A 24,714-nucleotide genomic window follows, 5' to 3' on the forward strand; every position below is an offset into this window, starting at 1 on the left:
TGCGCGGCCCGCGCCGTCTCACCAGTTCGAAGGATTCCATGAGCCTCCAATGCGGCATCGTCGGCTTGCCTAATGTCGGCAAGTCCACACTTTTCAATGCGTTGACCAAGGCGGGCATTGCCGCCGAGAACTATCCGTTCTGCACGATCGAGCCGAACGTCGGCGTGGTCGAAGTGCCGGACGCGCGCCTCACGGCGCTCGCCGAGATCGTGAAGCCCGAGCGCATCCTGCCGGCGGTGGTCGAATTCGTCGATATCGCGGGTCTCGTCGCTGGCGCGTCGAAGGGCGAAGGCCTCGGCAACCAGTTCCTCGCGAACATCCGCGAAACGGACGCGATCACGCACGTCGTGCGCTGCTTCGAGGACGAGAACGTGATCCACGTGGCGGGCAAGATCGACCCGATCGCGGATATCGAAGTCATCAACACCGAACTCGCGCTGGCCGATCTGGCGACGGTGGAAAAGGCATACACGCGCTATTCGAAGGCGGCGAAGTCGGGCAACGACAAGGAAGCGGCGAAGCTCGTCGCCGTGCTCGAGAAGGTGCGCGCGCAGCTCGATCAGGCGAAGCCGGTGCGCGGTCTGACGCTGACCGACGAAGAGCAGCTCACCATCAAGCCACTGTGCCTGATCACGTCGAAGCCGACGATGTACGTTGCAAACGTGAAGGACGACGGCTTCGAAAACAATCCGTATCTCGACGCGGTGCGCAAGCACGCGGAAGCGGAAAACTCGCCGGTGGTCGCGGTGTGCGCGGCGATCGAAGCGGAAATCGCGGATCTCGATGATGCCGACAAGCAGGAGTTCCTTGCCGATATGGGCATGAACGAGCCGGGTTTGAATCGCGTGATTCGTGCGGGTTTCAAGCTGCTCGGCTTGCAGACGTATTTCACGGCGGGCGTGAAGGAAGTGCGCGCGTGGACGATTCATATCGGCGATACGGCGCCGCAGGCGGCGGGCGCGATTCACACGGATTTCGAGCGCGGGTTCATTCGCGCGCAGACGATTTCGTTCGATGACTATGTCGCTTATAAGGGCGAGCAAGGCGCGAAGGAAGCCGGGAAGATGCGGGCGGAAGGGAAGGAATACATCGTCCACGATGGGGATGTCATGAACTTCCTGTTCAACGTGTAAGCGTCAAGAACTGTCAGAGCTGCTTGCCTCGCAAAGCGGAGTACCCGATAAAGGGACTCCGCTTTTTTCTTGGACGGACGAGGCAGCGCGCATCGCCCGAGGGATGTTCATCGATGCGCGCACGATAACAACAACGAGAGAACAACAAGATGAAGAGACATACGCCGATGAGCGCGTTGCGCGCGTTCGCGGTCACTGCGCTCGTTGCGACGAGCATGATCTGCGCGCCGAGCGCCTTCGCCTATCGCGGTTATCAGTACCATCCCCAACCCGACGAATCCGACCTCCACACCCACAACCACTACATCAACCGCGACGGCAACATCGTCCACTCCCCCGCGCACACGCGCTCCGGCGCCGTCCTCACAGGCGCGACCGCCCAATGCCGCGACGGCTCCTACAGCTTCAGCCAGCATCACAGCGGCACCTGCTCGCGGCATGGCGGCGTTGCCAGCTGGCAGTGACGGTTTCCCTCGCGAAGTACAATGACGCGTGACCCCGCGCACGCCTGCGGGCACGCGCGAAACCGCGCCACCGAACATCCTCGAGCGCCGAATCAGGCGCACCGCGTCCAAACACCCAAGCAATCACAGACAACATGGCCCAATACGTCTTCACCATGAACCGCGTCGGCAAGATCGTCCCGCCGAAGCGTCAGATCCTGAAAGACATTTCCCTCTCGTTCTTCCCCGGCGCGAAAATCGGTCTGCTCGGCCTGAACGGCTCGGGCAAGTCCACGCTCATCAAGATCATGGCCGGCGTCGACAAGGATATCGAAGGCGAAGCCACGCCGATGCCCAATCTGAACATCGGCTATCTGCCGCAGGAGCCGCAGCTCGATCCGCAGCAGACCGTGCGCCAGGCCGTCGAGGAAGGTCTCGGCGACGTCTTCGAAGCAACGAAGAAGCTCGACGAAATCTACGCCGCCTACGCCGAACCCGACGCAGACTTCGACAAGCTCGCCGCCGAACAGGCGAAGTACGAAGCCATCCTCGCGACGAGCGACGGCGGCAGCCCCGAGCAGCAGCTCGAAGTCGCCGCCGACGCGCTGCGCCTGCCCGCGTGGGACGCGAAGATCGAGCATCTGTCGGGCGGTGAAAAGCGCCGCGTCGCGCTGTGCAAGCTGCTGCTGCAAAAGCCCGACATGCTGTTGCTCGACGAACCGACCAACCACCTCGACGCGGAATCCGTCGAATGGCTCGAACAGTTCCTCACGCGCTATCCGGGCACGGTCGTCGCGGTCACGCACGATCGCTACTTCCTCGATAACGCCGCCGAATGGATTCTCGAACTCGACCGCGGCCACGGCATTCCCTGGAAGGGCAATTACTCGAGCTGGCTCGACCAGAAGGAAGACCGCCTGAAGCAGGAAGAAGCGAGCGAATCCGCGCGTCAGAAAGCGATCAAGAAAGAACTGGAATGGGTGCGCCAGAACCCGAAGGGCCGCCAGGCGAAATCGAAGGCGCGTATTGCGCGCTTCGAGGAACTCAACAGCCAGGAATACCAGAAGCGCAACGAAACGCAGGAAATCTTCATTCCGGTCGGCGATCGTCTGGGCAACGAAGTCATCGAGTTCAAGAACGTCAGCAAGGCGTATGGCGACCGCCTGCTCATCGACAATCTGAGCATGAAGATTCCGGCGGGCGCGATCGTCGGCATCATCGGGCCGAACGGCGCCGGCAAGTCGACGCTCTTTCGCATGCTGACCGGCAAGGAACAGCCGGATTCGGGCGAAATCATCAAGGGGCCGACGGTCAAGCTCGCCTATGTCGATCAAAGCCGCGACGCGCTCGTCAGCGATAAAACCGTGTTCGAGGAAATCTCCGGCGGCGCCGATGTCCTCACGGTCGGCAAGTACGAAACGCCGTCGCGTGCATATATCGGCCGCTTCAACTTCAAGGGCAGCGATCAGCAGAAGCTCGTCGGCAATCTGTCGGGCGGCGAACGCGGACGTCTGCATCTCGCGAAGACGCTCATCGCGGGCGGCAACATGCTGCTGCTCGACGAGCCCTCGAACGATCTCGACGTCGAAACGCTGCGCGCGCTCGAAGACGCGCTGCTCGAATTCGCCGGCTCCGTGATGGTGATCTCGCACGATCGCTGGTTCCTCGATCGCATTGCGACGCACATCCTCGCGTTCGAAGGCGACTCGCATGTCGAGTTCTTCGACGGCAACTATCAGGAATACGAGGCCGACAAGCGCAAGCGCCTGGGCGAAGAAGCCGCGAAGCCGAAGCGTCTGCGCTACAAGCCGATCACGCGCTAAAGCGGCCAAAAAGTCCGATGATATACAGCGCGCCCGTATGCGGGCGCGCGCACGGACATCGGGCACAAAAGTGGCGACTGTGTACGGCGCAGTCGCCACTTTCTATTTTGAGCGGCGCTTTTCAATAAGCCGACACGGGAGACACACGCAGATGGCGGGATCGAGCGCGCGGCGGGGAGCGCTTTGGGCAATCGGCATCGTCGCGGTGCTGGTGGTCGTGCCGATCGGCGGCTGGCTGTTCGTCGTGCATCAGATGAAAGAGCGCATCATCGAGACGCTCGGCCCGAACGGCTCCGTCGAGGAAATCGACGTCGGATTCGGTCATGTGACGCTGTCGCGCGTGCGGCTGCGCGGCCCGCAAGGCTGGCCCGCCAGCGACGCGATGCGCGCCGAGCGCATCGTGCTCGACGTCGACATGCATTCGCTCATCGCGAAACCCGTTCATCTGCGCAGCGTGAGCGTCGACAACTACTATCTGTCGATCGTGCGCTCAGCCGATGGCCGCGTGCGCCTTCTACCGGGACTCAAGGAAGCCGCGCGCGAAGCCGATGCAAAGCCCGACAGCAAGGAGCGCGAGGCGCACGCGCGCGAGGAAAAGATCATCGATCGCGTGTCGTTCGAGCGCGGCTCGATGGAATTCTTCGACAGCGCCGTGCAGGACCCGCCGTATCGCGTGCTGATAGGCGATGCGCGCGCGACCGTCGATCATATTCACCTGCCCGCGCTCACCAGCCGCACCGAGCTCTCGATGACCGGCTCGATCAAAGGGCCGTCGCATACCGGCAACGTGACGTGGGGCGGGTGGATGATCATCGCGAACAAGGACTCGCAGACGCGCGCGACGCTGCGCAACGTCGATGTCGCGACGCTCGATCCGTATCTGCTCAAGAAAGCCGGCGCGAAGGCGGCGGTGACGGGCGGCACGATCGATATGACCGTCGATGCGACCGTCAAGGATTACCGCATCCACGCGCCCGGCACGCTCACGCTGAATCACCTGCAAATCAGCGAAACGGGCAATCCGCTCGACACGTTTCTTTCGATACCCACCAAGGCCGCGATCGCCGCGCTGAAGGACCGCAAGGAGCAGATCAAGCTCGATTTCGTGCTCGACGGCGACTTGCGCGATCCGAAGTTTTCGTTGAGCGAAAGTCTCTCGAAGAAGCTCGCGGCCGGCTTCGCAAAGGCGCTCGGCGTGAGCGCGGAAGGCGTCGCGCGAGGCGCGGGCGATACGGTGAGGGGAATCGGCAACGCGCTGAAGAATCTGCTGGGGCAGTAGCGCGTTGCCTTCGTGGCACAACGGTCAGATCGGCAGATTCAATGCGCGCAGCTTCGTTTCCGTGTCCAGCGCGCCGGTGTAGTGGACACCGTGCCATCCGAGCGCGGTCGCGGTTTCGGCGTTCTTCAGATTGTCGTCGATGAACACGAGCTCGCCCGGCCGAATGCCCGGCATGTGCCGCTCGATTTCCGCGCGCATCAAGGCGAAGATTTGCGGATCGGGCTTGACGAGCCCGACGCGCCCCGACACGACGATCTCCCTGAACTTGCGCAGCACGTCGAAACGCTCCCACGCGTACGGGAAGGTTTCCGCCGACCAGTTCGTGAGCCCGAAGAGCGGCACGTTCGCGGCCTCGAGGCGATCCACGAGCGCGACGCCCTCTTCCAGCACGCCCGACACCATTTCCGGCCAGCGCGCGTAGAACGCGCGAATCAGCGCTTCGTGCTCGGGATGGCGCGCGATCAGCTCGGCGGTGCCTTCCGCAATGGATTGCCCGCCGTCCTGCTGCACGACCCATTCCATCTTGCAGACGTTGTCGAGAAACCAGCGGCGCTCGGTTTCGTCCGGAATCAGCTGTTTGTAGAGATATTCGCGATTCCAGTCGATCAGCACGCCGCCGAAATCGAATACGACTGCCTTGATGGTCATGCAAACTCCGTTTGAATGATGTCGGCCAGAGGAAGCACCTTCACGCCTTTGCCGGACATCGATGAATGCGACCAGACGAAATTCTGGTGCTCGACGATCTTGTCGGCGGCGAGATGAGCTTTATCGGCGGTCGTATGAAGATCCGACGCGACGATCGTCCGGAAGCCGAGCAATTCCGCGCGCCGCGCAGTTGCATTGACGCAGAACTCCGTCGCGTATCCGCACAGCACGACGCTGTCGACGCCCATGTCGCGGAAGCGATTCTCCAGCGCGGTGCCCTCGAACGCGTCGCCCACGGACTTGTGGACCGCGCAATCGCTCGCCTCGCGACTGAGCGCGGCAGGCAACTGCCATGCGTCGCAGCCGCGTGCGAGCGGCCCGTTTGCGTCGCTCTCGTGCTGAACGATGAAAACCGGCGCGTTCGCCCGACGCGCCGCCGCTGTCAGCCGATTGATGCCGTCTATGACTTCCGACGCGCGATACGCGGGCTTCGCGCCGCCGAAAAACATCTGCTGAACATCGACAACGATCACAGCCGTTCTGGTCATGTCGGCCTCGTCAAATCGCCTTCGTCCGCGCTTCGAGCCACGCCAGCGCCTTGCCCGACACGTGCGTCGACACGCGCGCGCGCACGGTCTCGTGATACGCGTTGAGCCACGCGCGCTCGTCCTCCCGCAACAGCGACAAGTCGATGCAGCGCGTATCGATCGGGCACAGCGTCAGCGTTTCGAACTCGAGGAAATCGCCGAATTCGGTCTTGCCCGCCGCCTGGTTCATCACGAGATTCTCGATGCGGATGCCCCATTTGCCCGGCCGATAAATACCCGGCTCGATCGACGTGATCATGCCCTCTTCCATCGCCGTCCACGATTCGGCGGGCGCGTAATGCGAGATCACCTGCGGCCCTTCGTGCACATTCAGGAAGTAACCAACGCCGTGCCCCGTGCCGTGACCGTAGTCCGCGCCCGCTTCCCAGATCGGCGCGCGCGCGATCGAATCGAGCATCGGCGAGCGGATGCCGCGCGGAAAGCGTGCGCGCGACAGCGCCATCGTGCCCTTCAGGACGATCGTGAAATCGCGCTTGTGCTCCGCCGTGATCTCACCGATCGGCACGACGCGCGTGATGTCCGTCGTCCCGCTCAGATACTGGCCGCCCGAATCGATCAGCAGCAAGCCATTCCCTTCGATCACCGCATGCGACGCCTCGGTCGCGCGGTAATGCGGCATCGCGCCGTTGGCGTTGAAGCCCGCGATCGTGCCGAAAGAGAGCGTGACGAAGCCCGGCCGGCGCGCGCGCGCGGCAGTGAGCTTTTCGTCGATGGTGAGTTCCGTGATGCGTTCGCGGCCGAGCGCCTCTTCGAACCACGCGAAGAATTCGGCGAGCGCCGCGCCGTCCTGCTCCATCGTCGCGCGGATGTGGTCGGCCTCCGCCGCGGTCTTGCGCGATTTGGCGAACGTCGACGGATTCACCGCCTCGACGAGCTTCACCGTCCCGGCCACCTTCTCCAGCAGGCCGTGCGTGATGCGGCGCGGGTCGATCAGGAGCGCCGAGCCCGCGGGCAGCGACGCGAGCGCTTCGGGCGCGGCGGCGTACGGCGCCACGCGCACGTTGTCGCGCTTGAGCGATTCGACGAGCGCGGCCGAAACCTTGCCGTCGGCGACGAAGATCGTCGCGTCATCCAGCCCGATGAGCGCGTGCGCGACGAAAACGGGGTTGTAGTTCACGTCGCCGCCGCGCAGGTTGAAGATCCACGCGAGATCGTCGAGCGTCGAAACGAAATGCCATTGCGCACCCTTTACGCGCATCGCGTCGCGCACTTGCGCGAGCTTGTCCGAGCGCGCGACGCTCGCGTGCGGCGCCGCGTGCTCGTAGACGGGCGCTTCCGGCAGGCCGGGGCGCGCTGGCCACACGGAATCGAGCAGATCGAGATCCGTGCGCAAAACGATGCCGCGCGCGGTCAGCGCATCGGACAATGCGCGCGCCGCCGCGACGCCGAGCACCGTGCCGTCGACCGCGACCGTCGCGCCCGAGGGCACGTTGTCCGCGAGCCAGTCGACGTGCGGCGCGGTCTGCTGGCCGCCCATCATCTTCATGAGCGCGATGCCGGTGCCGGCGAGTTGCGCTTCGGCCTGCGTCCAGTAGCGGCTGTCCACCCAGACGCCCGCGAAATCCGCTGTCACCACGAGCGTGCCGACCGAGCCGGTGAAGCCGGAAAGCCATTGACGCCCTTGCCAGCGCTCGGGCAGATATTCGGAAAGATGCGGATCAGCGGAGGGAATGAGCACGGCGGCGAGTTGTTCGCGCGCCATCTGGCCGCGCAGCGACTCGATGCGCCTCGCGAACATGGCGGGCTCGGGAATGGCGGAATCTGCGATGCGATCGTTCATGAAGTCACCTGCTTGAAAGCCCGTGTAGGGCGCAAAGAGCACGAAAAGCACGACGTTCGGCGAGGATCACCCGCCGCACGCCGGAGATAAGGTTCAGCGGCGCGCCGCCAGCCCGACCGTCGTCGTCACGACGAGGAGCGCGAAGACGGAGCATGCCAGCCATTCGAGCGTATCGCCGTCGTGATACACGTCGAGGAGGTTGCCGAGCATGCGCGCGACGATCGTCGCCAGTATGCCAGCGCCGATGGCCGTCCAGATGCGCCCGGCCGGGCCACGCGCGACACGTCCAGCGCGGCGCAGCGGATGCAGCCACCAGCTCGCCGCGCCGATGACCGCGCCCAGGAAAATCAGCCCGATCCAGCCCATCAGCGGCGCCGCTCCATCGGATTGGATAGCTTGCGGAGTCGAGCGTTTCGTAAGACGAGCATGCGTGAACCGGTTCAGTCGATGAAAAGGCGCGCGGCGCCCGGCGTAGCGGATGAGTTTAGGGGCCGGATTCGGCGATGACAAGACTGCGCATTCGCGCCCGCCCAATCCGGTAAAAGCGCCCGGTGCGGCGATAGGCCGCGTCGCGAATCCGCTGCCAAAAGGCCGCTTAGCCAAGCCGGGCGGCCCTGACAGCCAACCGCGGCGCTGTCCGTCCCCAAATGCCACCTATAAATGAAGAAATGCGCAAAACGCTATAATATTGGGCTATCTGAAAGGCCATCGGCTTAGGCCCAAAGCATCAGCCCAAAACAATGCAGCTCCTCACGATCGGAATCAATCACCACACTGCGCCTGTCGCCTTGCGCGAACGCGTGGCGTTTCCGCTCGAACAGCTAAAGCCTGCGCTGGGCGCACTGAAGGACATCTGGCTGGGGCCGCTCGCGAAGGTATCGCCCGAGGCGGCGATCCTGTCGACTTGCAATCGCACCGAACTCTACTGCGCCACGGACGATGCCGCCGCCCGCGAAGCCGCGATCCAGTGGCTCTCGAAGTACCACAGCATCCCCGTTCCCGAACTCGCGCCGCACGTCTACGCGCTGCCGCAGTCCGAAGCCGTGCGCCACGCGTTCCGCGTCGCGTCGGGACTGGATTCGATGGTCCTCGGCGAAACGCAAATCGTCGGACAAATGAAGGATGCGGTGCGCACCGCATCCGAAGCCGGCGCGCTCGGCACGTATCTGAATCAACTGTTCCAGCGCACCTTCGCCGTCGCGAAGGAAGTGCGCACGACGACCGAAATCGGCGCGCAGTCGGTGTCGATGGCCGCGGCGGCCGTGCGTCTCGCGCAGCGCATCTTCGAAAACATTTCCAGCCAGCGCGTGCTTTTCATCGGCGCGGGCGAAATGATCGAGCTCTGCGCAACCCATTTCGCCGCGCAGAATCCGCGTGAGCTGGTCGTCGCGAACCGCACCGCCGAGCGCGGCGAAAAGCTCGCCGGCCGCTTCAACGGCCACGCGATTCCGCTCTCCGAGCTGCCCACGCGCATGCACGAGTTCGACATCATCGTGTCGTGCACGGCGTCGACGCTGCCGATCATCGGTCTCGGCGCGGTCGAGCGCGCGGTGCGTGCGCGCCGCCATCGTCCTATCTTCATGGTCGATCTCGCCGTGCCGCGCGATATCGAGCCGGAAGTCGGCAATCTGCATGACGTGTTCCTGTACACCGTCGACGATCTCGGCGCGATCGTGCGCGAAGGCAACGCGTCGCGTCAGGCGGCGGTCGCGCAGGCGGAAACCATCATCGAAACACGCGTGCAGAACTTCATGCAGTGGCTCGATGCGCGCAGCATCGTGCCGGTGATTCGTCACATGCATACGCAGGCGGACGCCTTGCGCCGCGCCGAAGTCGAACGCGCGCGCAAGATGCTCGCGCGCGGCGACGATCCCGCCGCGGTGCTCGAAGCGCTCTCGCAATCGCTGACCAACAAGCTGATTCACGGCCCGACGCACGCGCTCAACAGCGCGAATCGCGAGGAGCGCGGCCAGCTCATCGACCTGATGAGCGGTTTCTACCGTCACGGCTCGTCGTCCGAATCATCGGAACGTTAGCGGCCTTCTCTTTGCTATTCTCAAATGCTCCGCGCGTCTAGCGCGGCGGCTCCCCGATCGCAGTATTTCCTGGCGCTGACCGCGCCAATTCCGCCCGATGAAAACGAGCATGCAAAGCAAGCTCGACCAGCTTGCAAAACGGCAGGTCGATCTCAACGAAATGTTGAGCCGCGAGGATGTGACGTCCGATATGGACCAATATCGCAAGCTCACGCGCGAGCACGCGGAAATCAGTCCTATCGTCGATCAATACGCGCTCTGGCGTCAGGCGCTCACCGACGAAGCGACCGCGCAGGAACTGCTTTCCGATCCGTCGATGCGCGATTTCGCCGAAGAGGAAATCGGCGAGGCACGCGAGCGCATGGTGAAGATCGAAGGCGATCTTCAGACGATGCTGCTGCCGAAAGATCCGAACGACGAGCGCAACATCTTCATCGAAATTCGCGCGGGCACGGGCGGCGACGAATCCGCGCTGTTCGCCGGCGACTTGCTGCGCATGTATCTGCGCTACGCGGAACGCAATCGCTGGACCGCCGAGACGATGTCGGAAAGCGTGTCCGACCTCGGCGGCTACAAGGAAGTGATCGTGCGCATCGCGGGGCAAGGCGCGTATTCGCGGCTCAAGTTCGAATCGGGCGGGCATCGCGTGCAGCGCGTGCCGGCGACGGAAACACAGGGGCGCATCCACACCTCGGCGTGCACCGTCGCGGTGATGCCCGAAGCCGATGAAATCAGCGAAGTGGTGATCAATCCGGCCGACTTGCGCATCGACACGTTCCGCGCGTCGGGCGCGGGCGGACAGCACATCAACAAGACGGATTCGGCCGTGCGCGTGACGCACTTGCCGACAGGCATCGTCGTCGAATGTCAGGACGACCGCTCGCAGCACAAGAACAAGGACCGCGCGTTGAAGGTGCTCGCCGCGCGCATCAAGGACAAGCAGTATCACGAGCAGCACGCGAAGGAAGCCGCGACGCGCAAGAGCCTGATCGGCTCGGGCGACCGTTCGGAGCGCATCCGCACGTACAACTTCCCGCAAGGGCGCATGACGGATCACCGCATCAACCTGACGCTCTACAAGCTCGAATACATCATGGACGGCGATATCGACGAGCTGATCGGCGCGCTCGTTTCCGAGCATCAGGCGGAGCAGCTCGCGGCGCTCGGGGAAGCGGAGTGAGCACGGCGGCGGATCTTCTACGGGCGTCGTCGCTTTCGGCGCTGGACGCGCGCGTCTTGCTCATGCACGTGCTCGGCTGGCGGCGCACGGAATTGATCACGCGCGATCACGAGCCGCTTGCCGAAGCCGCCGTGGCGCGATTCGAAGCACTTTCCGCGCGACGTCTCGCTGGCGAGCCGATCGCGCAACTGACGGGCAAGCGCGAATTCTTCGGACTCGAATTCGACGTGACGCCGGACGTGCTGATTCCCCGCCCGGAAACCGAATTGCTCGTGGAGCTCGCGCTGGAAGCCATCGCCAATGCGCCGGGCGCACGCGTGCTCGATCTTGGCACGGGCACCGGCGCGATCGCGATTTCGATCGCCCAAGCGCGGCCCGATGCGCGCGTGTGGGCCGTGGATCGCTCGCCGGCGGCGCTCGATGTCGCGCGGCGAAACGCGAGCGCACTGCTCGGCCCGCAACGCGCCGGCGGACCGCTGGCGTTCGTCGAAAGCGACTGGACCGCGAACATGGATCCATCGTTGCTGTTCGAGGCAATCGTCAGCAATCCGCCGTATATCGCGAGCGACGATCCGCATCTCGAACAAGGCGACCTGCGCTTCGAGCCGCGCGGCGCGCTCACCGACGACGCCGATGGTTTGTCGGCGATCCGCGCGATCATCGAGACCGCGCCGTTTCTGCTCGCGAACAGCGGCGCGCTGTGGCTGGAGCATGGCTACGATCAGGCCGAATCCGTGCGGGCGCTGCTCCAGGCGCGCGGCTTCACCGATATCCGCTCGATCCGCGATCTCGCCGGCATCGAGCGTTGCTCCGGCGGTCGCTTCACGGCCTGAGGGCTCGGGCGCTGTCAGCCCGTCAAGGCGAAATCCGCTATCATTTCACCCATCAGTCCCTTCCGACATTCAAGCGCAGGAACGCCATGGATACGCAAGAACGCATCAAGCAAATCGTCGATCAAAACGCGGTCGTCCTTTTCATGAAAGGCACAGCGCAATTCCCGATGTGCGGCTTTTCCGGCCGCGCAATCCAGGTGCTCAAGGCATGCGGCGTCGATCAGATCATGACCGTCAACGTCCTCGAAGACGACGCAATCCGTCAGGGCATCAAGGAATTCTCCAACTGGCCGACCATTCCGCAGCTCTACGTGAAGGGCGAGTTCATCGGCGGCTCGGACATCATGATGGAGATGTACCAGTCGGGCGAACTGCAACAGCTCTTCGCTGCGGCCTAAGTTTTCACCGGTGAGCGCGCCCGCTGCCGCAAAACGACGGCTCATCGTCGCGATTACCGGCGCAACGGGCGCCATCTACGGCGTGCGTCTGCTCGAGACGCTGCGCCGGCAAGGCGGCGTCGAGACGCATCTGCTCGTCTCCAGCGCCGGCTGGCTCAATATCCAGCACGAACTCGATCTCGACAAGGCCACCGTTCACGCGCTGGCCGATGTCGTTCACAGCGTGCGCGATGTCGGCGCGAGCATCGCGTCGGGATCCTTCGCGACCGACGGCATGGTCGTCGCGCCCTGCTCGATGCGCACGCTCGCGAGCGTCGCGCACGGTTTCTCCGACAATCTCATCACCCGCGCCGCCGACGTCGTGCTGAAAGAGCGCCGCCGCCTCGTGCTGCTCGTGCGCGAGACGCCGTTCAACCTCGCGCATCTGCGCAACATGACGGCCGTCACCGAAATGGGCGGCGTGATCTTTCCGCCGCTGCCCGCGTTCTATCAGAAGCCCGCGACCATCGATGAAATGGTGGATCACACGATCGCGCGCGTGATCGATCTGTTCGGTTTCGCGCAGCCGGTCTCGGCGGCGTGGCAAGGTCTGCGCGGCGAAACCGACTGACGCCCCACATTAGCAACAACGGCGACACAATTCGTTGCCGCATGAGCCGTTTATCAACGACGCTCGCGGCCCTACATTGGATGGCAGATCCCACAGGAATTTTGCTGCCATGAGCCGACTGCCCACCGTTTTCATTTCCCACGGCGCGCCGACGCTGCCGATCGATCCGTCGATGCCGTCCGCCGAATTCGCGTCCCTCGGACGAACTCTGCCGCGCCCGCGCGCCATTTTGATGCTGTCCGCCCATTGGGGCACGGCGCAGCCGGTGGCGAGCACGGCTGAACGCCCGGAAACCATCCACGACTTTTACGGCTTTCCGCAGGCCCTCTACGAACTGCGCTATCCCGCGCCCGGCGCGCCCGATCTCGCGAAACGCGCGACCGCGCTGCTCGCCACGCAGGGCATTCCGGCGGCCACGACGGACCACGGCCTCGATCACGGCGCATGGGTGCCGCTCTTGCTGATGTTCCCGGATGCGGACGTGCCGGTCACGCAACTGTCGATTCAGCCGCGCCTCGATGCCGCACATCACTATCGCATCGGGCGGGCCTTGCGCGATCTGCGCGATGACGGCGTGATGATCGTCGGTTCGGGGCAGATCACGCACAACCTGCGCATGGCCGATTTCAGCGCGCGTCCCGAAGACGCCGATCCGCGCGTGACCGAGTTCACCGACTGGTTCGAGAGCCGCATGGCCGAACGCGACATCGACGCCCTGCTCGACTATCGCGCCCGCGCGCCGCACGCCGCGCTGATGCACCCCACCGACGAGCACCTGCTGCCCGTGTTCAGCGCGCTCGGCGCGGCGGCGGACGACTATCGGCTCGGCATCCAGTCGCTCGGCACGTTCCAGCGCGCGCTCGCGATGACGAACTACGTCTTCACCGACGCCTGATCGAAAAAAAGCCCGCCTGATCGCTCAGGCGGGCTTTTCACTGTCGAACCGAAGCGCTCAGGCGCCGACTTCGTGAAGAATGTCGTCGCGGCTTTCGCGTTCGTCGAGATACGTCGTGCGATAACCCGTGTGCACGCCCCAGTAATAGAAGATCAGCGCGAGCACCGCGACCGCGGCCATATCCCAGCCGTACGGCAGAAGCCCGCTGCCGCCGAAATCCTTGCTGCCGATCAGCGACATCACCGCCATCGACGGCAAATAGGTCACGAGCCACCACGCCGCCTTGAGGTCGCGGCCCCAGCCCGCGAATCCCGTTTTGCTCTGATAGTAGAAGTACACGGGCAGCGCGACGACCATCAGCAGAATGATCTCGCCGGTGAGCGGCCATTTCGCCCAGAACAGCACGAGCGACGCGCACACGAATGCGAACGGCGCGATCACGCACATCAGCGGCAGCTTGAGCGGACGGTCGAGATCGGTGGCCGAGCGGCGCAGCGCCATCAGGCTGACCGGACCGGTGAGGTACGAAATCACGGTCGCGACCGAAATTACCGCCGCGAGCGAGCTCCAGCCGCGGAAGAAGAACAGGAAGATGAACGCGACGATCAGGTTGAACCACATCGCCGGACGCGGCACGCCGTAGAACGGATGCACGCTGCCGAAAATCTTCGGCATCGTGTTATTGCGCTGCATCGCGTAGATCATGCGCGTCGTGGTCGCCATGTAGGTCGTGCCGGTGCCGCTCGGGCTGACGAAAGCGTCGACATACAGCAAGATCGCGAGCCAGTTCAGATTCAGCGCGAGCGCCAGTTCCGCGAACGGCGACGCGAAATTGAAATGCGACCAGCCTTTCATGACGTCGCCGGGGCTCACCGCGCCGATATACGCCACTTGCAGCAGCACGTAGATCACGAGCGCGAGCAGAATCGAGCCGATCACGGCGAACGGCACGCTGCGCGCCGGATGACGCGCTTCGCCCGCCAGATTCACCGGGCTCTGGAAACCGTTGAAGCTGAACACGATGCCGCTCGTCGCCACCGCCGTCAGCACGGCCGGCCAGCCGTAAGGCGCAAAACTCGACGTCGTGCCGAAGTTCTCTGCGTGGAAGCCGCTATAAATGAGGCCCGCGATCGTCGCGCCCGGAATCAGGAACTTGAAGATCGTGATGGCGGAGTTCGCGCGCGCGAACACCTTCACGCCCCAGTAATTCAGCATGAAGTAGACGATCACGAGCAGCGCGGACAGCACGAGGCCCATCGGCGTGAGCGATTCGTTGACGAACAGCGCATGCGCCCAGTCATACGGCCAGGTGCTCATGTACTGAATCGACGCCTCGGCTTCGATCGGAATAACTGAGACGATCGCGATCCAGTTGGCCCACGCGCTAATGAACCCGACGAGCGCGCCGTGCGAGTAGCGCGCGTAGCGCACCATGCCGCCGGATTCGGGGAACATCGCGCCGAGTTCGGCATACGTCAGTGCGATCGCGAGGATCACGACCGCGCCGATCACCCACGCGACGATCGCCGCCGGCCCCGCGATCTTCGCGGCCTTCCATGCTCCGAACAGCCAGCCTGAACCGATGATGGACCCGAGGCCGGTCAACAATAGCGCCATCGGGCCGATATTTCTCTGTATCGAACTCTTCAAACTCTTCTCCAGTGTCTCGCGCCGCGCGCGCTTCGCCCGCGGCCTGCCGTGCCGTGGCCGCCGTGGATGCCAGGAAACGATCCCGGCGATCCGGCGATGCCGGTGCAACCCTTAAAGTGGCGCGTAGTTTAACGGTTGCACCTTTCGAATGCAGTGCATACTGGGAAGAAAATCGTCTCAAGTCAGCATTTTTGAGGCAAAACAATTGCAGAATTGCAAGCTTTGTAATGTTTGCTTGCACATCTCAAAAAAACCCTTGGGAGTTGTCGGAAATGAATTGACCGGGCAATCGTTTCGCCGTATAAAGCTTCTTGCAGGATTTCAAGTGGCGAGTGAATTGGTTCTTTCGAGTTCGCCATCACGGTACTCCGGTTGGTCCCATTGCCCCTTCCTTGATTTTCCGCACCCTTGGGCTTCGGCCTTATTCATCAATTTTTTGGAATACGTAACATGGAAACCGGTACCGTCAAATGGTTCAATGACGCAAAGGGCTTTGGCTTCATCACTCCGGATGGCGGCGGCGAAGATCTGTTCGCGCACTTCTCGGAAATCCGCATCGAAGGATTCAAGACGCTTCAGGAAAACCAAAAGGTTACCTACGAAGTGAAGACTGGCCCGAAGGGCAAGCAAGCAGCGAACATCAAGCCGGCCTAAGCCCGCGAGAATTCGTATGAAAAACCCCGCCTAGGCGGGGTTTTTTATTTTTGGCTCCGATCAGTGCGACGTCACGCGAAAACGCGCTGCGCATAGATTCCGAGTCCCTTCGCCACGGTGGCGAGGCGATCGCCGAACACCGGTTGCGCGCCGGGCAGCGCCGCCGACAACGCTTCCGACAGGAACCGCAAGCCGGTCGTGCCGCCCGTGAAGTAGATGGCGCCAACGTCCGCGGGCGCAACGCCGGCGCGCTTGAGCGTTTCCTGCGCCGCCTCGACGATCCGCCGCGTTTCATCCGCGCCGGCCGCGATCAGCTGCGTTTCGTCGAACGAAACGCGCAGCGCCTCTTCGATCTCTTCCATGTCTATTTTGGTCGTGCCGCCCGCGGCGACATCGATCTTCGCTTCTTCCGCGTGCGCGGTCAGCGCATGCCCCAGCCGGCGATCCACGACACGCATCAGCCGATCGTGATGGCGCAAGTCGGTGTAGAGATGACGCATCAGCTGCAACTCGCTCACGCGCTTCGGCGTGTAGACGGTGTTGATCAGATGCCAGGTCGCGAGATCGAAATAGACGCGGCTCGGCAGCTCGCGCCCTTCGGAATCGAGCGCCTGATAGCCAAGCTCGCGCAGCACGGTGACGAGCTCCACGCGGCGGTCGAAATCCGTGCCCGCGACATGCACGCCGTGATGCGCGAGCACGTCGCCCTTGCGCTCCAGATGACGCGCGCGCTCCGGGCCGACGCGCACGAGCGAAAAGTCCGACGTGCCGCCGCCGATATCCGCCACCAGCACGAGCCCTTCTTTTGTCAGACCGGCTTCGTAGTCGAAGGCGGCAGCGATCGGCTCGTACTGGAAGTGGATCTCGCGCAGGCCGACCGCGTGCGCGCACGCTTCGAGCTGCTTTTGCGCGAGATGGTCCGCGCGCGGATCATCGTCGACGAAAAAGACCGGGCGGCCGAGCACCGCGCGTGTGAGCGGCTCGGGCGCGATCGCCTGCGCCTTCTGCTTCAGATGCTGCAGGAAGAGCGTGATGACGTCCGTATATTTGATCGCGGAGCCGTCGCCGAGGTCGGTGCTGTTGTCCGCGAGCGGCGAGCCGAGAATGCTTTTCATCGAGCGCATCAGGCGGCCATCGAAGCCGTCGATGTACGCTTCGAGCGCCGCCCGGCCGTAGGACTGGTTATCCTCGTCGGTGTTGAAGAAAACGGCAGTAGGCAATGTCGTCGCCTCGCCTTCGACGGGCGCAAGCCGGATCGACAAGCCGCCAGGAAGAGCGACAGCGGAGTTCGACGTTCCGAAATCGATCGCGCAATAAGTCATGGGCATCGGCGGCGTCATGAGAAACGCCGCATTCAAACATGGACGGGGTTTTTAACACGTTCCGGCACGCGCATCAACCGCATTGCCGGCATTTTTAAACCATTGAGTTTATTCGACAAAAAGCGGAATGTAACTTGCTCGCCTGACGCGAATTCGTCCACTTTTTCGCGTGCGTGGCTTCAGTCGTGACGCATGCTTCATATCCATGAGCGAAACCGCCGCGCAAGAGGAGAACCGTTTGAACGATAAAGCCAGCGAGCGCACCGGCATCATCGAAACGGATTTGCCCGGGCGCCTCGACCGTCTGCCGTGGGGACGCTTTCATACGTTGATCGTACTCGCGCTCGGCATCACGTGGCTGCTCGACGGGCTCGAAGTGACGCTCGCGGGCGCGGTCGCGAGCGCGCTCAAGACGAGCCCCGCGTTGCAGTTTTCCAATGCGGATGTGGGCATCGCCGGCAGCGCGTATATTGCGGGCGCGGTGCTCGGCGCGCTCGGCTTCGGCTGGCTCACGGACCGGCTCGGGCGTCGCAAGCTGTTCTTCATCACGCTTTTTCTTTACGTCGCCGCTACGGCCGCGACCGCATTCTCGTGGAATCTCGCGACCTTCGTGCTGTTCCGCTTTCTCACGGGCGCGGGCATCGGCGGGGAATACACGGCGATCAATTCGACGATTCAGGAGTTCACGCCCGCCCGCCTGCGCGGCTGGACCGATCTCGCGATCAACGGCACGTTCTGGATCGGCGCGGGCATCGGCGCGGCGGGCTCGATCGTGCTGCTCGATCCCGCCCTGCTTCCGCCCGATTGGGGATGGCGCGCGTGTTTTCTCATCGGCGCGCTGCTCGGGCTCACGATTCTCTTCATGCGGATGTGGGTGCCGGAAAGCCCGCGATGGCTCATCACGCACAATCGCGCGGACGAAGCGAAGCAGGTCGTCGAGGACATCGAGGCGCATTTCCAGCAGCATGGCGTCCCGATTCCCGATACGCCGGTGAAGCCGCTGCGTCTGCACGCGCGCGAAGAAACGCCGCTGCGCGAAGTCGTGCATACGCTCTTCAAGGCACATCGCAGGCGCTCGCTCGTCGGACTCGTGCTGATGACGGCGCAGGCGTTCTTCTACAACGCGATCTTCTTCACGTACGCGCTCGTGCTCACCGATTTCTATCACGTGCCGGGCGACCACATCGGCTGGTATGTGCTGCCGTTCGCGGCGGGCAATTTCCTCGGTCCGTTGCTGCTCGGCAAGCTTTTCGACGTGCTCGGCCGGCGCAGGATGATCGCGTTCACGTATGCGATGTCGGGCGTGCTGCTTACCGTGAGCGGCTGGATGTTCATGCGCGGCATGCTCGACGTGACGACGCAGACCATCGCGTGGATGGTGATCTTCTTCTTCGCTTCCGCGGCGGCGAGCTCAGCGTATCTGACGGTAAGCGAGACTTTCCCGCTGGAGATTCGCGCGCTCGCCATCGCGGTGTTCTACGCGTTCGGCACAGCGCTCGGCGGCATCATCGGGCCGACGCTTTTCGGGCAACTGATCGATACGCACGAGCGCGGCGCCGTGTTCGCGGGCTATCTGATCGGCTCGCTGCTGATGATCGCGGCGGCGGTCGTCGCGGGCGTCTGGGGCGTCGCGGCGGAGCGCAAGTCGCTGGAGGATGTCGCTCGTCCGCTCTCGGCCGCGGACGAGCCTTGAAGCTTATTTGAACGCCTTGTCCCACGCGCCTTCGAACGCGGTCTCGCCCAGCGTCTTGCGCGCGCGCGGCGCGGCTTCACGTTCGCGCAACGCATCGTCGAGCAGGCTCGCGTCGCCGTGATGGCCGATCGCGATCATCGCGATGATTTCGATGTCCGCGGGAATCGAGAACGCGTGACGGAACGCGTCGCGATCGAAGCCGCCCATCTGATGCGTCGCGAGACCCAGCGCGTGTGCCTGGAGCGTGAGCGCCATCGCGGCCGCGCCGGTGTCGTATGTGGCGGTGCGGTTCGGGTCGCCCTTCGGTGTGAGCGTCGATGCCGTCACGCAGACGAGCAGCGGCACGTTCACGTTCCACTTCTGGTTCGACGGCGCGAGCGTGTCGAATGCGCGCTTGAACGCGGCTTCATCGCGATGACGGTCGAACGCGATGAAGCGCCACGGCTGCAGATTGTTCGACGATGGCGCCCAGCGCGCCGCTTCGAGCAGCCGATGCAATAACGCGCGCTCGATCGGCGCATTGGAGAAGGCGCGCGGGCTCCAACGGCCGGCGATCAGTTCATGGATGTCGACATCGGTCGGAGCAGGCTTCGTGGTCATGTTCTGTCCTTGTGTGTTGAAACGGCAAGCGACAAGGATAAACAAGCTCGCGCGCGCGTGCAGACCCTCAGGTCGTGGCAACGCCCATCGAGCGCTTTGCCCGATTGATGCGCAGCACGGTCACGGCCGCGACGAGGCACAGGCCGCCCGAGATCATCGTCGCGACGGTGTAGCTGCCGAGGCTCGAGCGCAGCATGCCGCCGCCGAGCGCCGCGAACGCAGCCCCGAGCTGATGGCCCGCGACGACCCAGCCGAACACGATCGGCGCGGATTCCTTGCCGTAGACATCGGTGGCGAGGCGCACGGTGGGCGGCACGGTGGCGATCCAGTCGAGACCGTAGAACACGGCGAAAAGCGGCAGACCGAAGAAATCGATGCCGAACGCATACGGCAGATAAATCAGCGACAGCCCGCGCAGGCCGTAATACCAGAACAGCAGCACGCGCGCATTGAAGCGGTCCGAAAGCCAGCCGGAGAGCGTCGTGCCGAAGAGATCGAAAATGCCCATCGCGGCGAGCAGCGTCGCGCCTTGCACCTGCGTCATGCCGTAGTCGGAGCACATCGCGATCAGGTGCGTGCCGACGTAGCCGTTCGTGCTCGCGCCGCAGACGAAGAAGCTGAAGAACAGCAGCCAGAAATCGCGCGTCTTGCTGGCCGACGCGAGCGTGCTGAACGCGACCTTGATCGGATTTTTCGGCGGCGGAATCGCGCCGGGCGGCAGGTCGGCCTTCTCGCCGATGGGACGCAGCGAAAGATCCGCGGGACGCTCCGGCAGCAGCCACGCGACGAGCGGCAGCACGATGGCCGCCGCCGCCGCGACGACGAACACGACCGGCCGCCAGCCAAAGTGCTCCGAAAGCGACGCGAGGAAAGGCAGGAACACGAGCTGGCCGGTTGCGGAACTGGCGGTGAGAATGCCCATCGCGAGACCGCGATGCGTGGTGAACCAGCGATTCACGATGGTCGCCGACAGCGTGAGCGCGGCCACGCCCGTCGCGCTGCCGACCATCACGCCCCAGACCAGCACCATTTGCCACGGCTCGGTCATCATCGACGAGATGCCGACGCCCGCCGCGAGCGTCGCGAGCGCGGCGAGCACCGTCGGGCGCACGCCGAAGCGCTGCATCGCCGCCGCCGCGAACGGTCCCGCAAGGCCGTAAAGCGCGAGATTGATCGAAATCGCGAGCGAGATCGTGCCGCGCGACCAGCCGAACTGCTTTTCCAGCGGCAACATCATGACGCTCGGCGTCGCGCGCGTGCCGGCCGCCGCGAGCAATACGAAAAACACGACGCCCACCGCGACCCAGCCGTAATGCACCCGGCCGTTCAGCCGTCTCGCTACCCAATTCATCGCTGCTCCGTTTCGTTGATTGTTGCCGTGGGGCGATATTTCGTTACCGCTCTGTCACATTCAGAGTTGCGAGCTTAGTTACCGATCGGTAACATGTCAAGCATGCAGCAGATTTCTTCGAGGAACCGACTTTGACACGATCGACCGACGGCCAGCCGAAACCTCACGCCCGTCGCGGCGTGCGTACCGACGGCGCGACGGCGCAGGAGCAATTGCTCGACGCGGCGCAGGAGTTGTTCTATCGCGAAGGCATCCGCGCGATCGGCGTCGATGCCGTCGTGGAGCGCGCGGGCGTCAACAAGATGAGCTTGTACCGGCGCTTCGCGTCGAAGGACGAACTCGTCGTCGCGTATCTGGAGCGCATGGACGAAGGATTCCGGCGGCGCTTCGAGGCGAGCATCGCGAAACATCCGGACGAACCGGCGAAACAGATGATCCAGGCGCTCGAGGATCTGGTGAAGCGGGCGTCGTCGCCGGATTATCGCGGTTGCCCGTTCGTGAACATCGCGTGCGAATTCGGCGATCCGGCTCATCCCGCGCGGCAACTGGTCGAGCGCAACAAAAATTATGTGATGACGCGCCTCGTCGAGATTTCGACGGCGGCGGGAGCGGATAATCCCGTTGAACTGGCGGAATCGCTCGCGTTGCTCGTAGACGGCATCTACGCGACGAGCCAGACATACGGCCCCGGCTCGGGCCCGCTGCTCGCGGCGCCGCGCATTGCGCGCACGCTGATCGACGCGGCGTGTCCCGCGCATCGCAAACAGGAAGGTTCATGACTGACAGCAGCACGCGCGACGATGTGATCGCGGCGACTCAGCACTGGCTCACCCGCGCGGTGATCGGCCTCAACTTGTGCCCATTCGCGAAGAGCGTGCATGTCAAAAAACAGATTCGCTATGTGGTAAGCGAGGCGCGCGGCGTCGACGATCTGGTCGTGGAACTGACCGACGAACTTCGTCTGCTGCACGACACCGATCCCGAATCCGTCGACACCACGCTGTTCATCACGCCGCACGCGTTCGCCGATTTCGCCGATTACAACGACGCCCTCTTCTTTGCCGAGCGCCTGCTCGATCAACTGGGGCTCGCGGGCGAGTTGCAAATTGCAAGCTTCCATCCGCACTATCGGTTCGAAGGCACCGCGCCCGACGATATCGACAACTACACGAACCGCGCGCCCTATCCGATCTTTCATCTGCTGCGCGAAGCGAGCATCGATCGCGCCGTCGATGCGTTCCCGGATGCATCGGACATCTACGAACGGAATATCGAAACGCTGCGCCGTCTCGGACACGACGGCTTCAAGGCGTGGATGGACAAATCCTGATCAATGCGCGGGCGTGAAGAAGCGCTCGCGCAATTCTTCCAGCCCGAGCGTTTCGAGCACGTCCGACAGCCTTTGCGCGGGGCGGCCGCGCGGCAGATCCTTGAACTGCGCAACGATGAGCTCGTTTTTCATCGAATGCTCCCAGCCCACGAGCTCCGTTACGCTCACCTGATAGCCGTGCGATTCGAGCTGCATGCAACGCAGCACGTTCGTGATCTGGCTCCCAAATTCCCTCGTATGCAGCGGATGGCGCCACATTTCCGTGAGCACGTTCTTCGAGAGCGAATGGCCCTTGTTCTTGCGCAGCACCGAAGCCACTTCCGCCTGACAGCACGGCACCACGACGATGTACTTCGCGTTCTTCTGCAGAGCGAAGTGGATGGCGTCGTCGGTGGCGGTGTTGCACGCGTGCAGCGCGGTGACGATATCGATCGAATCAGGCAGACGATCCGAATCAATTGATTCGGCCACCGATAGATTCAGAAATGACATCCCTGTAAACCCGAGGCGAGCAGCCAATTCTTCCGATTTCTTTACGAGCTCTTCGCGCGTCTCGATTCCAAAGATGTGTGACCGATCGCGCAGAGTCTTGAAGAAGAGATCGTAGAGAATGAACCCAAGATAGGACTTGCCCGCGCCGTGGTCGACCAGCGATACGGCCCCTTGGCGCGCATGCACCTCGGCAAGAAGCGGTTCGATGAACTGATAGAGGTGATAGACCTGTTTAAGCTTGCGGCGGCTGTCCTGATTCATCTTGCCGTCGCGCGTGAGGATATGGAGTTCCTTCAGCAGTTCGATCGACTGACCTGGACGGATCTCGTGTTTGGTGGAGGGGTCGGGTGTGCCCGGAGCCGACGCGGAGGACTTCCTGGTCATCTTGAAGGTGTGTTGAATAAAAAAAAGCGGAGCAGTTCGCGCCGAATGTGCGCTAACCGCTGGTTCTGCCGTCTCAAAAGGGGAAGTTTACCCAAAAGCGCGAAGACGCTCTTTGTTCCAGCCGCTGATCATCGGCCAATGCGTGTTAGCAAAACGCGTGGAACGGTTTGTGCATCGTCCGACAGTGAGGCCACTGGAAAAGACGACACAGCGTGGCCTCGGGCCGCGTACCGATGCAGCAGGAACAACAAGCTGGTAACAAGCCGCGCCTCGACACGTAGAACGTCGTCACCCGCGCCCAGCCTTGTTACGTAACACCTAACGCACAGCGCGGCGAATGCGACTCGCCTGCGCCATGAACATGAGAGGACGGCGATGGATGCGATCCCGGACAAGAAAGCAGAGAAACAATTTCAGGAGATGCTCGCGGCACTGACCGCGATGCCCGCGTGGAGTGAAAAGCAGCAGCTCGAACTGGAAATGGCCCGAGAGATTTCCGTGGAAATGTTGCGCCTCGCCGAGTCGATGCGCGATGGTTCCACCGACATCGAGACCTGCCTGACGATGCTGAAGTACGCCAAGGTGATGGACTTCGTCCTGACGACGCTCGCCTCGCGCCGGGATATCGCGCCGCAAACGCTGCGCGTCATCTTCAAGCTGGCGGGTCTGAAGGTCGATGAAGCCTATCCGGGCTGACGCGATCGTGGCTCCGAAACCGGCGCGCATCCCGAGCGCGCGCCGGTGTCAGTTCTTGCGCCTCGTCATCAGACGCGCCGCGGACTGACGCATGTGCCGCTGCATGGCGGCCTGCGCCTGTATTGCGTCGCGCGCTTCCAGCGCTTCCAGAATTTCCCGATGCTCGCCGAGCGCGGCCGCCCAGGTTTCCTCCCCTTCGAAGTGCCCACGCAATGTCGACGACAGCGGGCTGTGCCGCTCGTCGTAGAGACTGCCGACCGTGCGCACCAGCACGTCGTTGCCCGTCATCTGCGCAATCGCGATGTGAAACGCGCGATCGGCCGCCATCGGCACCTGCCCGTTCTCGACTTCACGCGCCATCGTCTCGTAGACCGCGCGCAGCGCTTTCAGCTCCTTCGGCTTCGCGAACGGTGCGACGCACGCCGCGATCGCGCCTTCGATCACGCTGCGCGCGTTCATGATCTCGATCGGGCTTTCGCCGAGTTCCGCCTCGGCCGTCGGCGGTTTGGCGGCGGGCGCCGCGACGATATACACGCCCGAGCCCATGCGGATTTCGACGCGCCCTTCGAGTTCCAGCGCGACGAGCGCTTCGCGCACCGATGGCCGCGAAACGCCGAGCGTCTGCGCCAGTTCGCGTTCGGACGGCAGACGCCCGTTCGGTGCGAAATCCTGCTGCTCGATCAGCCCGCGCAGCTTGTCGGCGATCTGTAGATAGAGGCGGCGCGTTTCGACTGGTTTCACGCTCACGTGCTGTCTCCTGCTTTTTTGTCTCGGGGAAAACGTGGATTGTAATCAGCGGAAGGGTTGACGCACCGTGGGGCGGGCGTTTGCCGTTGTCCGGCCGCTTACAAGTGGCTTGACCAATTCTATTTCAAG

The 24,714-nt window shown here is 63.4% G+C and carries 25 protein-coding genes; 15 read left to right on the forward strand and 10 right to left on the reverse strand.

Annotated elements, in window-relative coordinates; all coding sequences use genetic code 11:
* The first annotated feature begins 38 nt into the window (after positions 1-38).
* The 4 genes from ychF (at position 39) to AC1Z32_RS11570 (ending at position 4,678) form a co-directional block, all read left to right on the forward strand.
* Complete coding sequence (ychF, locus tag AC1Z32_RS11555; protein ID WP_483478842.1) at positions 39-1,133, forward strand: redox-regulated ATPase YchF; 1,095 nt, start codon at positions 39-41, stop codon at positions 1,131-1,133.
* A 167-nt stretch (positions 1,134-1,300) separates the two neighbouring features.
* On the forward strand, positions 1,301-1,597 hold the full coding sequence (locus AC1Z32_RS11560; RefSeq protein ID WP_483478843.1) for a DUF3761 domain-containing protein: 297 nt from the start codon (positions 1,301-1,303) through the stop codon (positions 1,595-1,597).
* A 134-nt stretch (positions 1,598-1,731) separates the two neighbouring features.
* The gene (gene ettA, locus AC1Z32_RS11565; protein WP_483478844.1) at positions 1,732-3,399 is read left to right on the forward strand and encodes an energy-dependent translational throttle protein EttA; all 1,668 of its coding nucleotides are present in this window, start codon (positions 1,732-1,734) and stop codon (positions 3,397-3,399) included.
* 151 nt (positions 3,400-3,550) lie between these two features.
* Entirely contained in the window at positions 3,551-4,678 is a 1,128-nt protein-coding gene (locus tag AC1Z32_RS11570) for a DUF748 domain-containing protein (RefSeq protein WP_483478845.1), read from the forward strand.
* A 24-nt stretch (positions 4,679-4,702) separates the two neighbouring features.
* Here the strand turns inward: AC1Z32_RS11570 and AC1Z32_RS11575 are convergent, their stop codons facing one another.
* From AC1Z32_RS11575 to AC1Z32_RS11590, 4 genes are all read right to left on the reverse strand, one after another.
* Positions 4,703-5,326 (reverse strand): HAD family hydrolase, encoded by a 624-nt coding sequence (locus AC1Z32_RS11575; RefSeq protein ID WP_483478846.1) that lies wholly within the window; start codon positions 5,324-5,326, stop codon positions 4,703-4,705.
* Positions 5,323-5,874: an isochorismatase family protein gene (locus tag AC1Z32_RS11580; RefSeq protein WP_483478847.1), complete on the reverse strand. Its 552-nt coding sequence runs from the start codon at positions 5,872-5,874 to the stop codon at positions 5,323-5,325. Before AC1Z32_RS11580 ends, AC1Z32_RS11575 begins: the two co-directional genes overlap by 4 nt.
* A gap of 10 nt (positions 5,875-5,884) precedes the next feature.
* Positions 5,885-7,672 (reverse strand): aminopeptidase P family protein, encoded by a 1,788-nt coding sequence (locus AC1Z32_RS11585; RefSeq protein WP_483481611.1) that lies wholly within the window; start codon positions 7,670-7,672, stop codon positions 5,885-5,887.
* Positions 7,673-7,807: 135 nt separating this feature from the next.
* A complete protein-coding gene (locus AC1Z32_RS11590) occupies positions 7,808-8,080 on the reverse strand; it encodes a hypothetical protein (RefSeq protein WP_483478848.1) in 273 nt (90 codons plus the stop codon).
* A 374-nt stretch (positions 8,081-8,454) separates the two neighbouring features.
* Between AC1Z32_RS11590 and hemA the strand changes: the two genes are divergently transcribed.
* The 6 genes from hemA to AC1Z32_RS11620 all read left to right on the forward strand — a co-directional run bounded on the left by hemA (position 8,455) and on the right by AC1Z32_RS11620 (position 13,666).
* Positions 8,455-9,750 (forward strand): glutamyl-tRNA reductase, encoded by a 1,296-nt coding sequence (gene hemA, locus AC1Z32_RS11595; protein ID WP_483478849.1) that lies wholly within the window; start codon positions 8,455-8,457, stop codon positions 9,748-9,750.
* 97 nt (positions 9,751-9,847) lie between these two features.
* Entirely contained in the window at positions 9,848-10,930 is a 1,083-nt protein-coding gene (gene prfA, locus AC1Z32_RS11600; protein ID WP_483478850.1) for a peptide chain release factor 1, read from the forward strand.
* Positions 10,927-11,763, forward strand: coding sequence for a peptide chain release factor N(5)-glutamine methyltransferase (prmC, locus tag AC1Z32_RS11605; RefSeq protein WP_483478851.1), 837 nt, complete (start codon positions 10,927-10,929; stop codon positions 11,761-11,763). Before prfA ends, prmC begins: the two co-directional genes overlap by 4 nt.
* An 86-nt stretch (positions 11,764-11,849) precedes the next feature.
* On the forward strand, positions 11,850-12,161 hold the full coding sequence (gene grxD / locus AC1Z32_RS11610) for a Grx4 family monothiol glutaredoxin (RefSeq protein ID WP_062610670.1): 312 nt from the start codon (positions 11,850-11,852) through the stop codon (positions 12,159-12,161).
* Positions 12,162-12,171: 10 nt separating this feature from the next.
* The gene (locus AC1Z32_RS11615; protein ID WP_483478852.1) at positions 12,172-12,771 is read left to right on the forward strand and encodes a UbiX family flavin prenyltransferase; all 600 of its coding nucleotides are present in this window, start codon (positions 12,172-12,174) and stop codon (positions 12,769-12,771) included.
* Positions 12,772-12,880: 109 nt separating this feature from the next.
* The gene (locus AC1Z32_RS11620) at positions 12,881-13,666 is read left to right on the forward strand and encodes a DODA-type extradiol aromatic ring-opening family dioxygenase (protein ID WP_483478853.1); all 786 of its coding nucleotides are present in this window, start codon (positions 12,881-12,883) and stop codon (positions 13,664-13,666) included.
* Between the two features lie 57 nt (positions 13,667-13,723).
* Here AC1Z32_RS11620 and AC1Z32_RS11625 read toward each other — a convergent pair whose 3' ends face one another.
* Positions 13,724-15,316 carry an APC family permease gene (locus AC1Z32_RS11625; protein WP_483478854.1) on the reverse strand — a complete coding sequence of 531 codons (1,593 nt, stop codon included), beginning with the start codon at positions 15,314-15,316 and terminating at the stop codon, positions 13,724-13,726.
* A 450-nt stretch (positions 15,317-15,766) separates the two neighbouring features.
* Between AC1Z32_RS11625 and AC1Z32_RS11630 the strand changes: the two genes are divergently transcribed.
* Positions 15,767-15,970, forward strand: coding sequence for a cold-shock protein (locus tag AC1Z32_RS11630; protein ID WP_016346375.1), 204 nt, complete (start codon positions 15,767-15,769; stop codon positions 15,968-15,970).
* A 71-nt stretch (positions 15,971-16,041) separates the two neighbouring features.
* Here the strand turns inward: AC1Z32_RS11630 and AC1Z32_RS11635 are convergent, their stop codons facing one another.
* The gene (locus AC1Z32_RS11635) at positions 16,042-17,292 is read right to left on the reverse strand and encodes an Hsp70 family protein (RefSeq protein WP_483481612.1); all 1,251 of its coding nucleotides are present in this window, start codon (positions 17,290-17,292) and stop codon (positions 16,042-16,044) included.
* Positions 17,293-17,497: 205 nt separating this feature from the next.
* On the opposite strand from AC1Z32_RS11635, the gene AC1Z32_RS11640 reads away from it, so the two are divergent.
* Entirely contained in the window at positions 17,498-18,985 is a 1,488-nt protein-coding gene (locus tag AC1Z32_RS11640; RefSeq protein ID WP_483478855.1) for an MFS transporter, read from the forward strand.
* 3 nt (positions 18,986-18,988) lie between these two features.
* Here the strand turns inward: AC1Z32_RS11640 and AC1Z32_RS11645 are convergent, their stop codons facing one another.
* Both AC1Z32_RS11645 and AC1Z32_RS11650 read right to left on the reverse strand, forming a co-directional pair.
* Complete coding sequence (locus AC1Z32_RS11645) at positions 18,989-19,585, reverse strand: nitroreductase family protein (RefSeq protein ID WP_483478856.1); 597 nt, start codon at positions 19,583-19,585, stop codon at positions 18,989-18,991.
* Positions 19,586-19,652: 67 nt separating this feature from the next.
* A complete protein-coding gene (locus AC1Z32_RS11650) occupies positions 19,653-20,936 on the reverse strand; it encodes an MFS transporter (protein WP_483478857.1) in 1,284 nt (427 codons plus the stop codon).
* Between the two features lie 131 nt (positions 20,937-21,067).
* Between AC1Z32_RS11650 and AC1Z32_RS11655 the strand changes: the two genes are divergently transcribed.
* Positions 21,068-21,715 carry a TetR/AcrR family transcriptional regulator gene (locus AC1Z32_RS11655; protein ID WP_483478858.1) on the forward strand — a complete coding sequence of 216 codons (648 nt, stop codon included), beginning with the start codon at positions 21,068-21,070 and terminating at the stop codon, positions 21,713-21,715.
* Positions 21,712-22,266: a DUF1415 domain-containing protein gene (locus AC1Z32_RS11660; RefSeq protein ID WP_483478859.1), complete on the forward strand. Its 555-nt coding sequence runs from the start codon at positions 21,712-21,714 to the stop codon at positions 22,264-22,266. Before AC1Z32_RS11655 ends, AC1Z32_RS11660 begins: the two co-directional genes overlap by 4 nt.
* On the opposite strand, the gene AC1Z32_RS11665 is transcribed toward AC1Z32_RS11660, so the two are convergent.
* Positions 22,267-23,142 carry a class I SAM-dependent methyltransferase gene (locus tag AC1Z32_RS11665; protein WP_483478860.1) on the reverse strand — a complete coding sequence of 292 codons (876 nt, stop codon included), beginning with the start codon at positions 23,140-23,142 and terminating at the stop codon, positions 22,267-22,269.
* A 375-nt stretch (positions 23,143-23,517) separates the two neighbouring features.
* Between AC1Z32_RS11665 and AC1Z32_RS11670 the strand changes: the two genes are divergently transcribed.
* Positions 23,518-23,838 (forward strand): hypothetical protein, encoded by a 321-nt coding sequence (locus tag AC1Z32_RS11670; RefSeq protein WP_061125643.1) that lies wholly within the window; start codon positions 23,518-23,520, stop codon positions 23,836-23,838.
* A gap of 48 nt (positions 23,839-23,886) precedes the next feature.
* Here AC1Z32_RS11670 and AC1Z32_RS11675 read toward each other — a convergent pair whose 3' ends face one another.
* The gene (locus AC1Z32_RS11675) at positions 23,887-24,585 is read right to left on the reverse strand and encodes a FadR/GntR family transcriptional regulator (RefSeq protein ID WP_483478861.1); all 699 of its coding nucleotides are present in this window, start codon (positions 24,583-24,585) and stop codon (positions 23,887-23,889) included.
* Positions 24,586-24,714: the final 129 nt, after the last annotated feature.

Source organism: Caballeronia sp. 11_S32 (genome assembly GCF_056930355.1).

Bases quoted from the DNA above. Each gene is read 5' to 3' on its own strand.
- ychF (WP_483478842.1), top strand. From the start codon at position 39: ATGAGCCTCCAATGCGGCATCGTCGGCTTGCCTAATGTCGGCAAGTCC.
- AC1Z32_RS11560 (WP_483478843.1), top strand. From the start codon at position 1,301: ATGAGCGCGTTGCGCGCGTTCGCGGTCACTGCGCTCGTTGCGACGAGC.
- ettA (WP_483478844.1), top strand. From the start codon at position 1,732: ATGGCCCAATACGTCTTCACCATGAACCGCGTCGGCAAGATCGTCCCG.
- AC1Z32_RS11570 (WP_483478845.1), top strand. From the start codon at position 3,551: ATGGCGGGATCGAGCGCGCGGCGGGGAGCGCTTTGGGCAATCGGCATC.
- AC1Z32_RS11575 (WP_483478846.1), bottom strand. From the start codon at position 5,326: ATGACCATCAAGGCAGTCGTATTCGATTTCGGCGGCGTGCTGATCGAC.
- AC1Z32_RS11580 (WP_483478847.1), bottom strand. From the start codon at position 5,874: ATGACCAGAACGGCTGTGATCGTTGTCGATGTTCAGCAGATGTTTTTC.
- AC1Z32_RS11585 (WP_483481611.1), bottom strand. From the start codon at position 7,672: ATGTTCGCGAGGCGCATCGAGTCGCTGCGCGGCCAGATGGCGCGCGAA.
- AC1Z32_RS11590 (WP_483478848.1), bottom strand. From the start codon at position 8,080: ATGGGCTGGATCGGGCTGATTTTCCTGGGCGCGGTCATCGGCGCGGCG.
- hemA (WP_483478849.1), top strand. From the start codon at position 8,455: ATGCAGCTCCTCACGATCGGAATCAATCACCACACTGCGCCTGTCGCC.
- prfA (WP_483478850.1), top strand. From the start codon at position 9,848: ATGAAAACGAGCATGCAAAGCAAGCTCGACCAGCTTGCAAAACGGCAG.
- grxD (WP_062610670.1), top strand. From the start codon at position 11,850: ATGGATACGCAAGAACGCATCAAGCAAATCGTCGATCAAAACGCGGTC.
- AC1Z32_RS11620 (WP_483478853.1), top strand. From the start codon at position 12,881: ATGAGCCGACTGCCCACCGTTTTCATTTCCCACGGCGCGCCGACGCTG.
- AC1Z32_RS11630 (WP_016346375.1), top strand. From the start codon at position 15,767: ATGGAAACCGGTACCGTCAAATGGTTCAATGACGCAAAGGGCTTTGGC.
- AC1Z32_RS11635 (WP_483481612.1), bottom strand. From the start codon at position 17,292: ATGACTTATTGCGCGATCGATTTCGGAACGTCGAACTCCGCTGTCGCT.
- AC1Z32_RS11640 (WP_483478855.1), top strand. From the start codon at position 17,498: ATGAGCGAAACCGCCGCGCAAGAGGAGAACCGTTTGAACGATAAAGCC.
- AC1Z32_RS11645 (WP_483478856.1), bottom strand. From the start codon at position 19,585: ATGACCACGAAGCCTGCTCCGACCGATGTCGACATCCATGAACTGATC.
- AC1Z32_RS11650 (WP_483478857.1), bottom strand. From the start codon at position 20,936: ATGAATTGGGTAGCGAGACGGCTGAACGGCCGGGTGCATTACGGCTGG.
- AC1Z32_RS11660 (WP_483478859.1), top strand. From the start codon at position 21,712: ATGACTGACAGCAGCACGCGCGACGATGTGATCGCGGCGACTCAGCAC.
- AC1Z32_RS11665 (WP_483478860.1), bottom strand. From the start codon at position 23,142: ATGACCAGGAAGTCCTCCGCGTCGGCTCCGGGCACACCCGACCCCTCC.
- AC1Z32_RS11670 (WP_061125643.1), top strand. From the start codon at position 23,518: ATGGATGCGATCCCGGACAAGAAAGCAGAGAAACAATTTCAGGAGATG.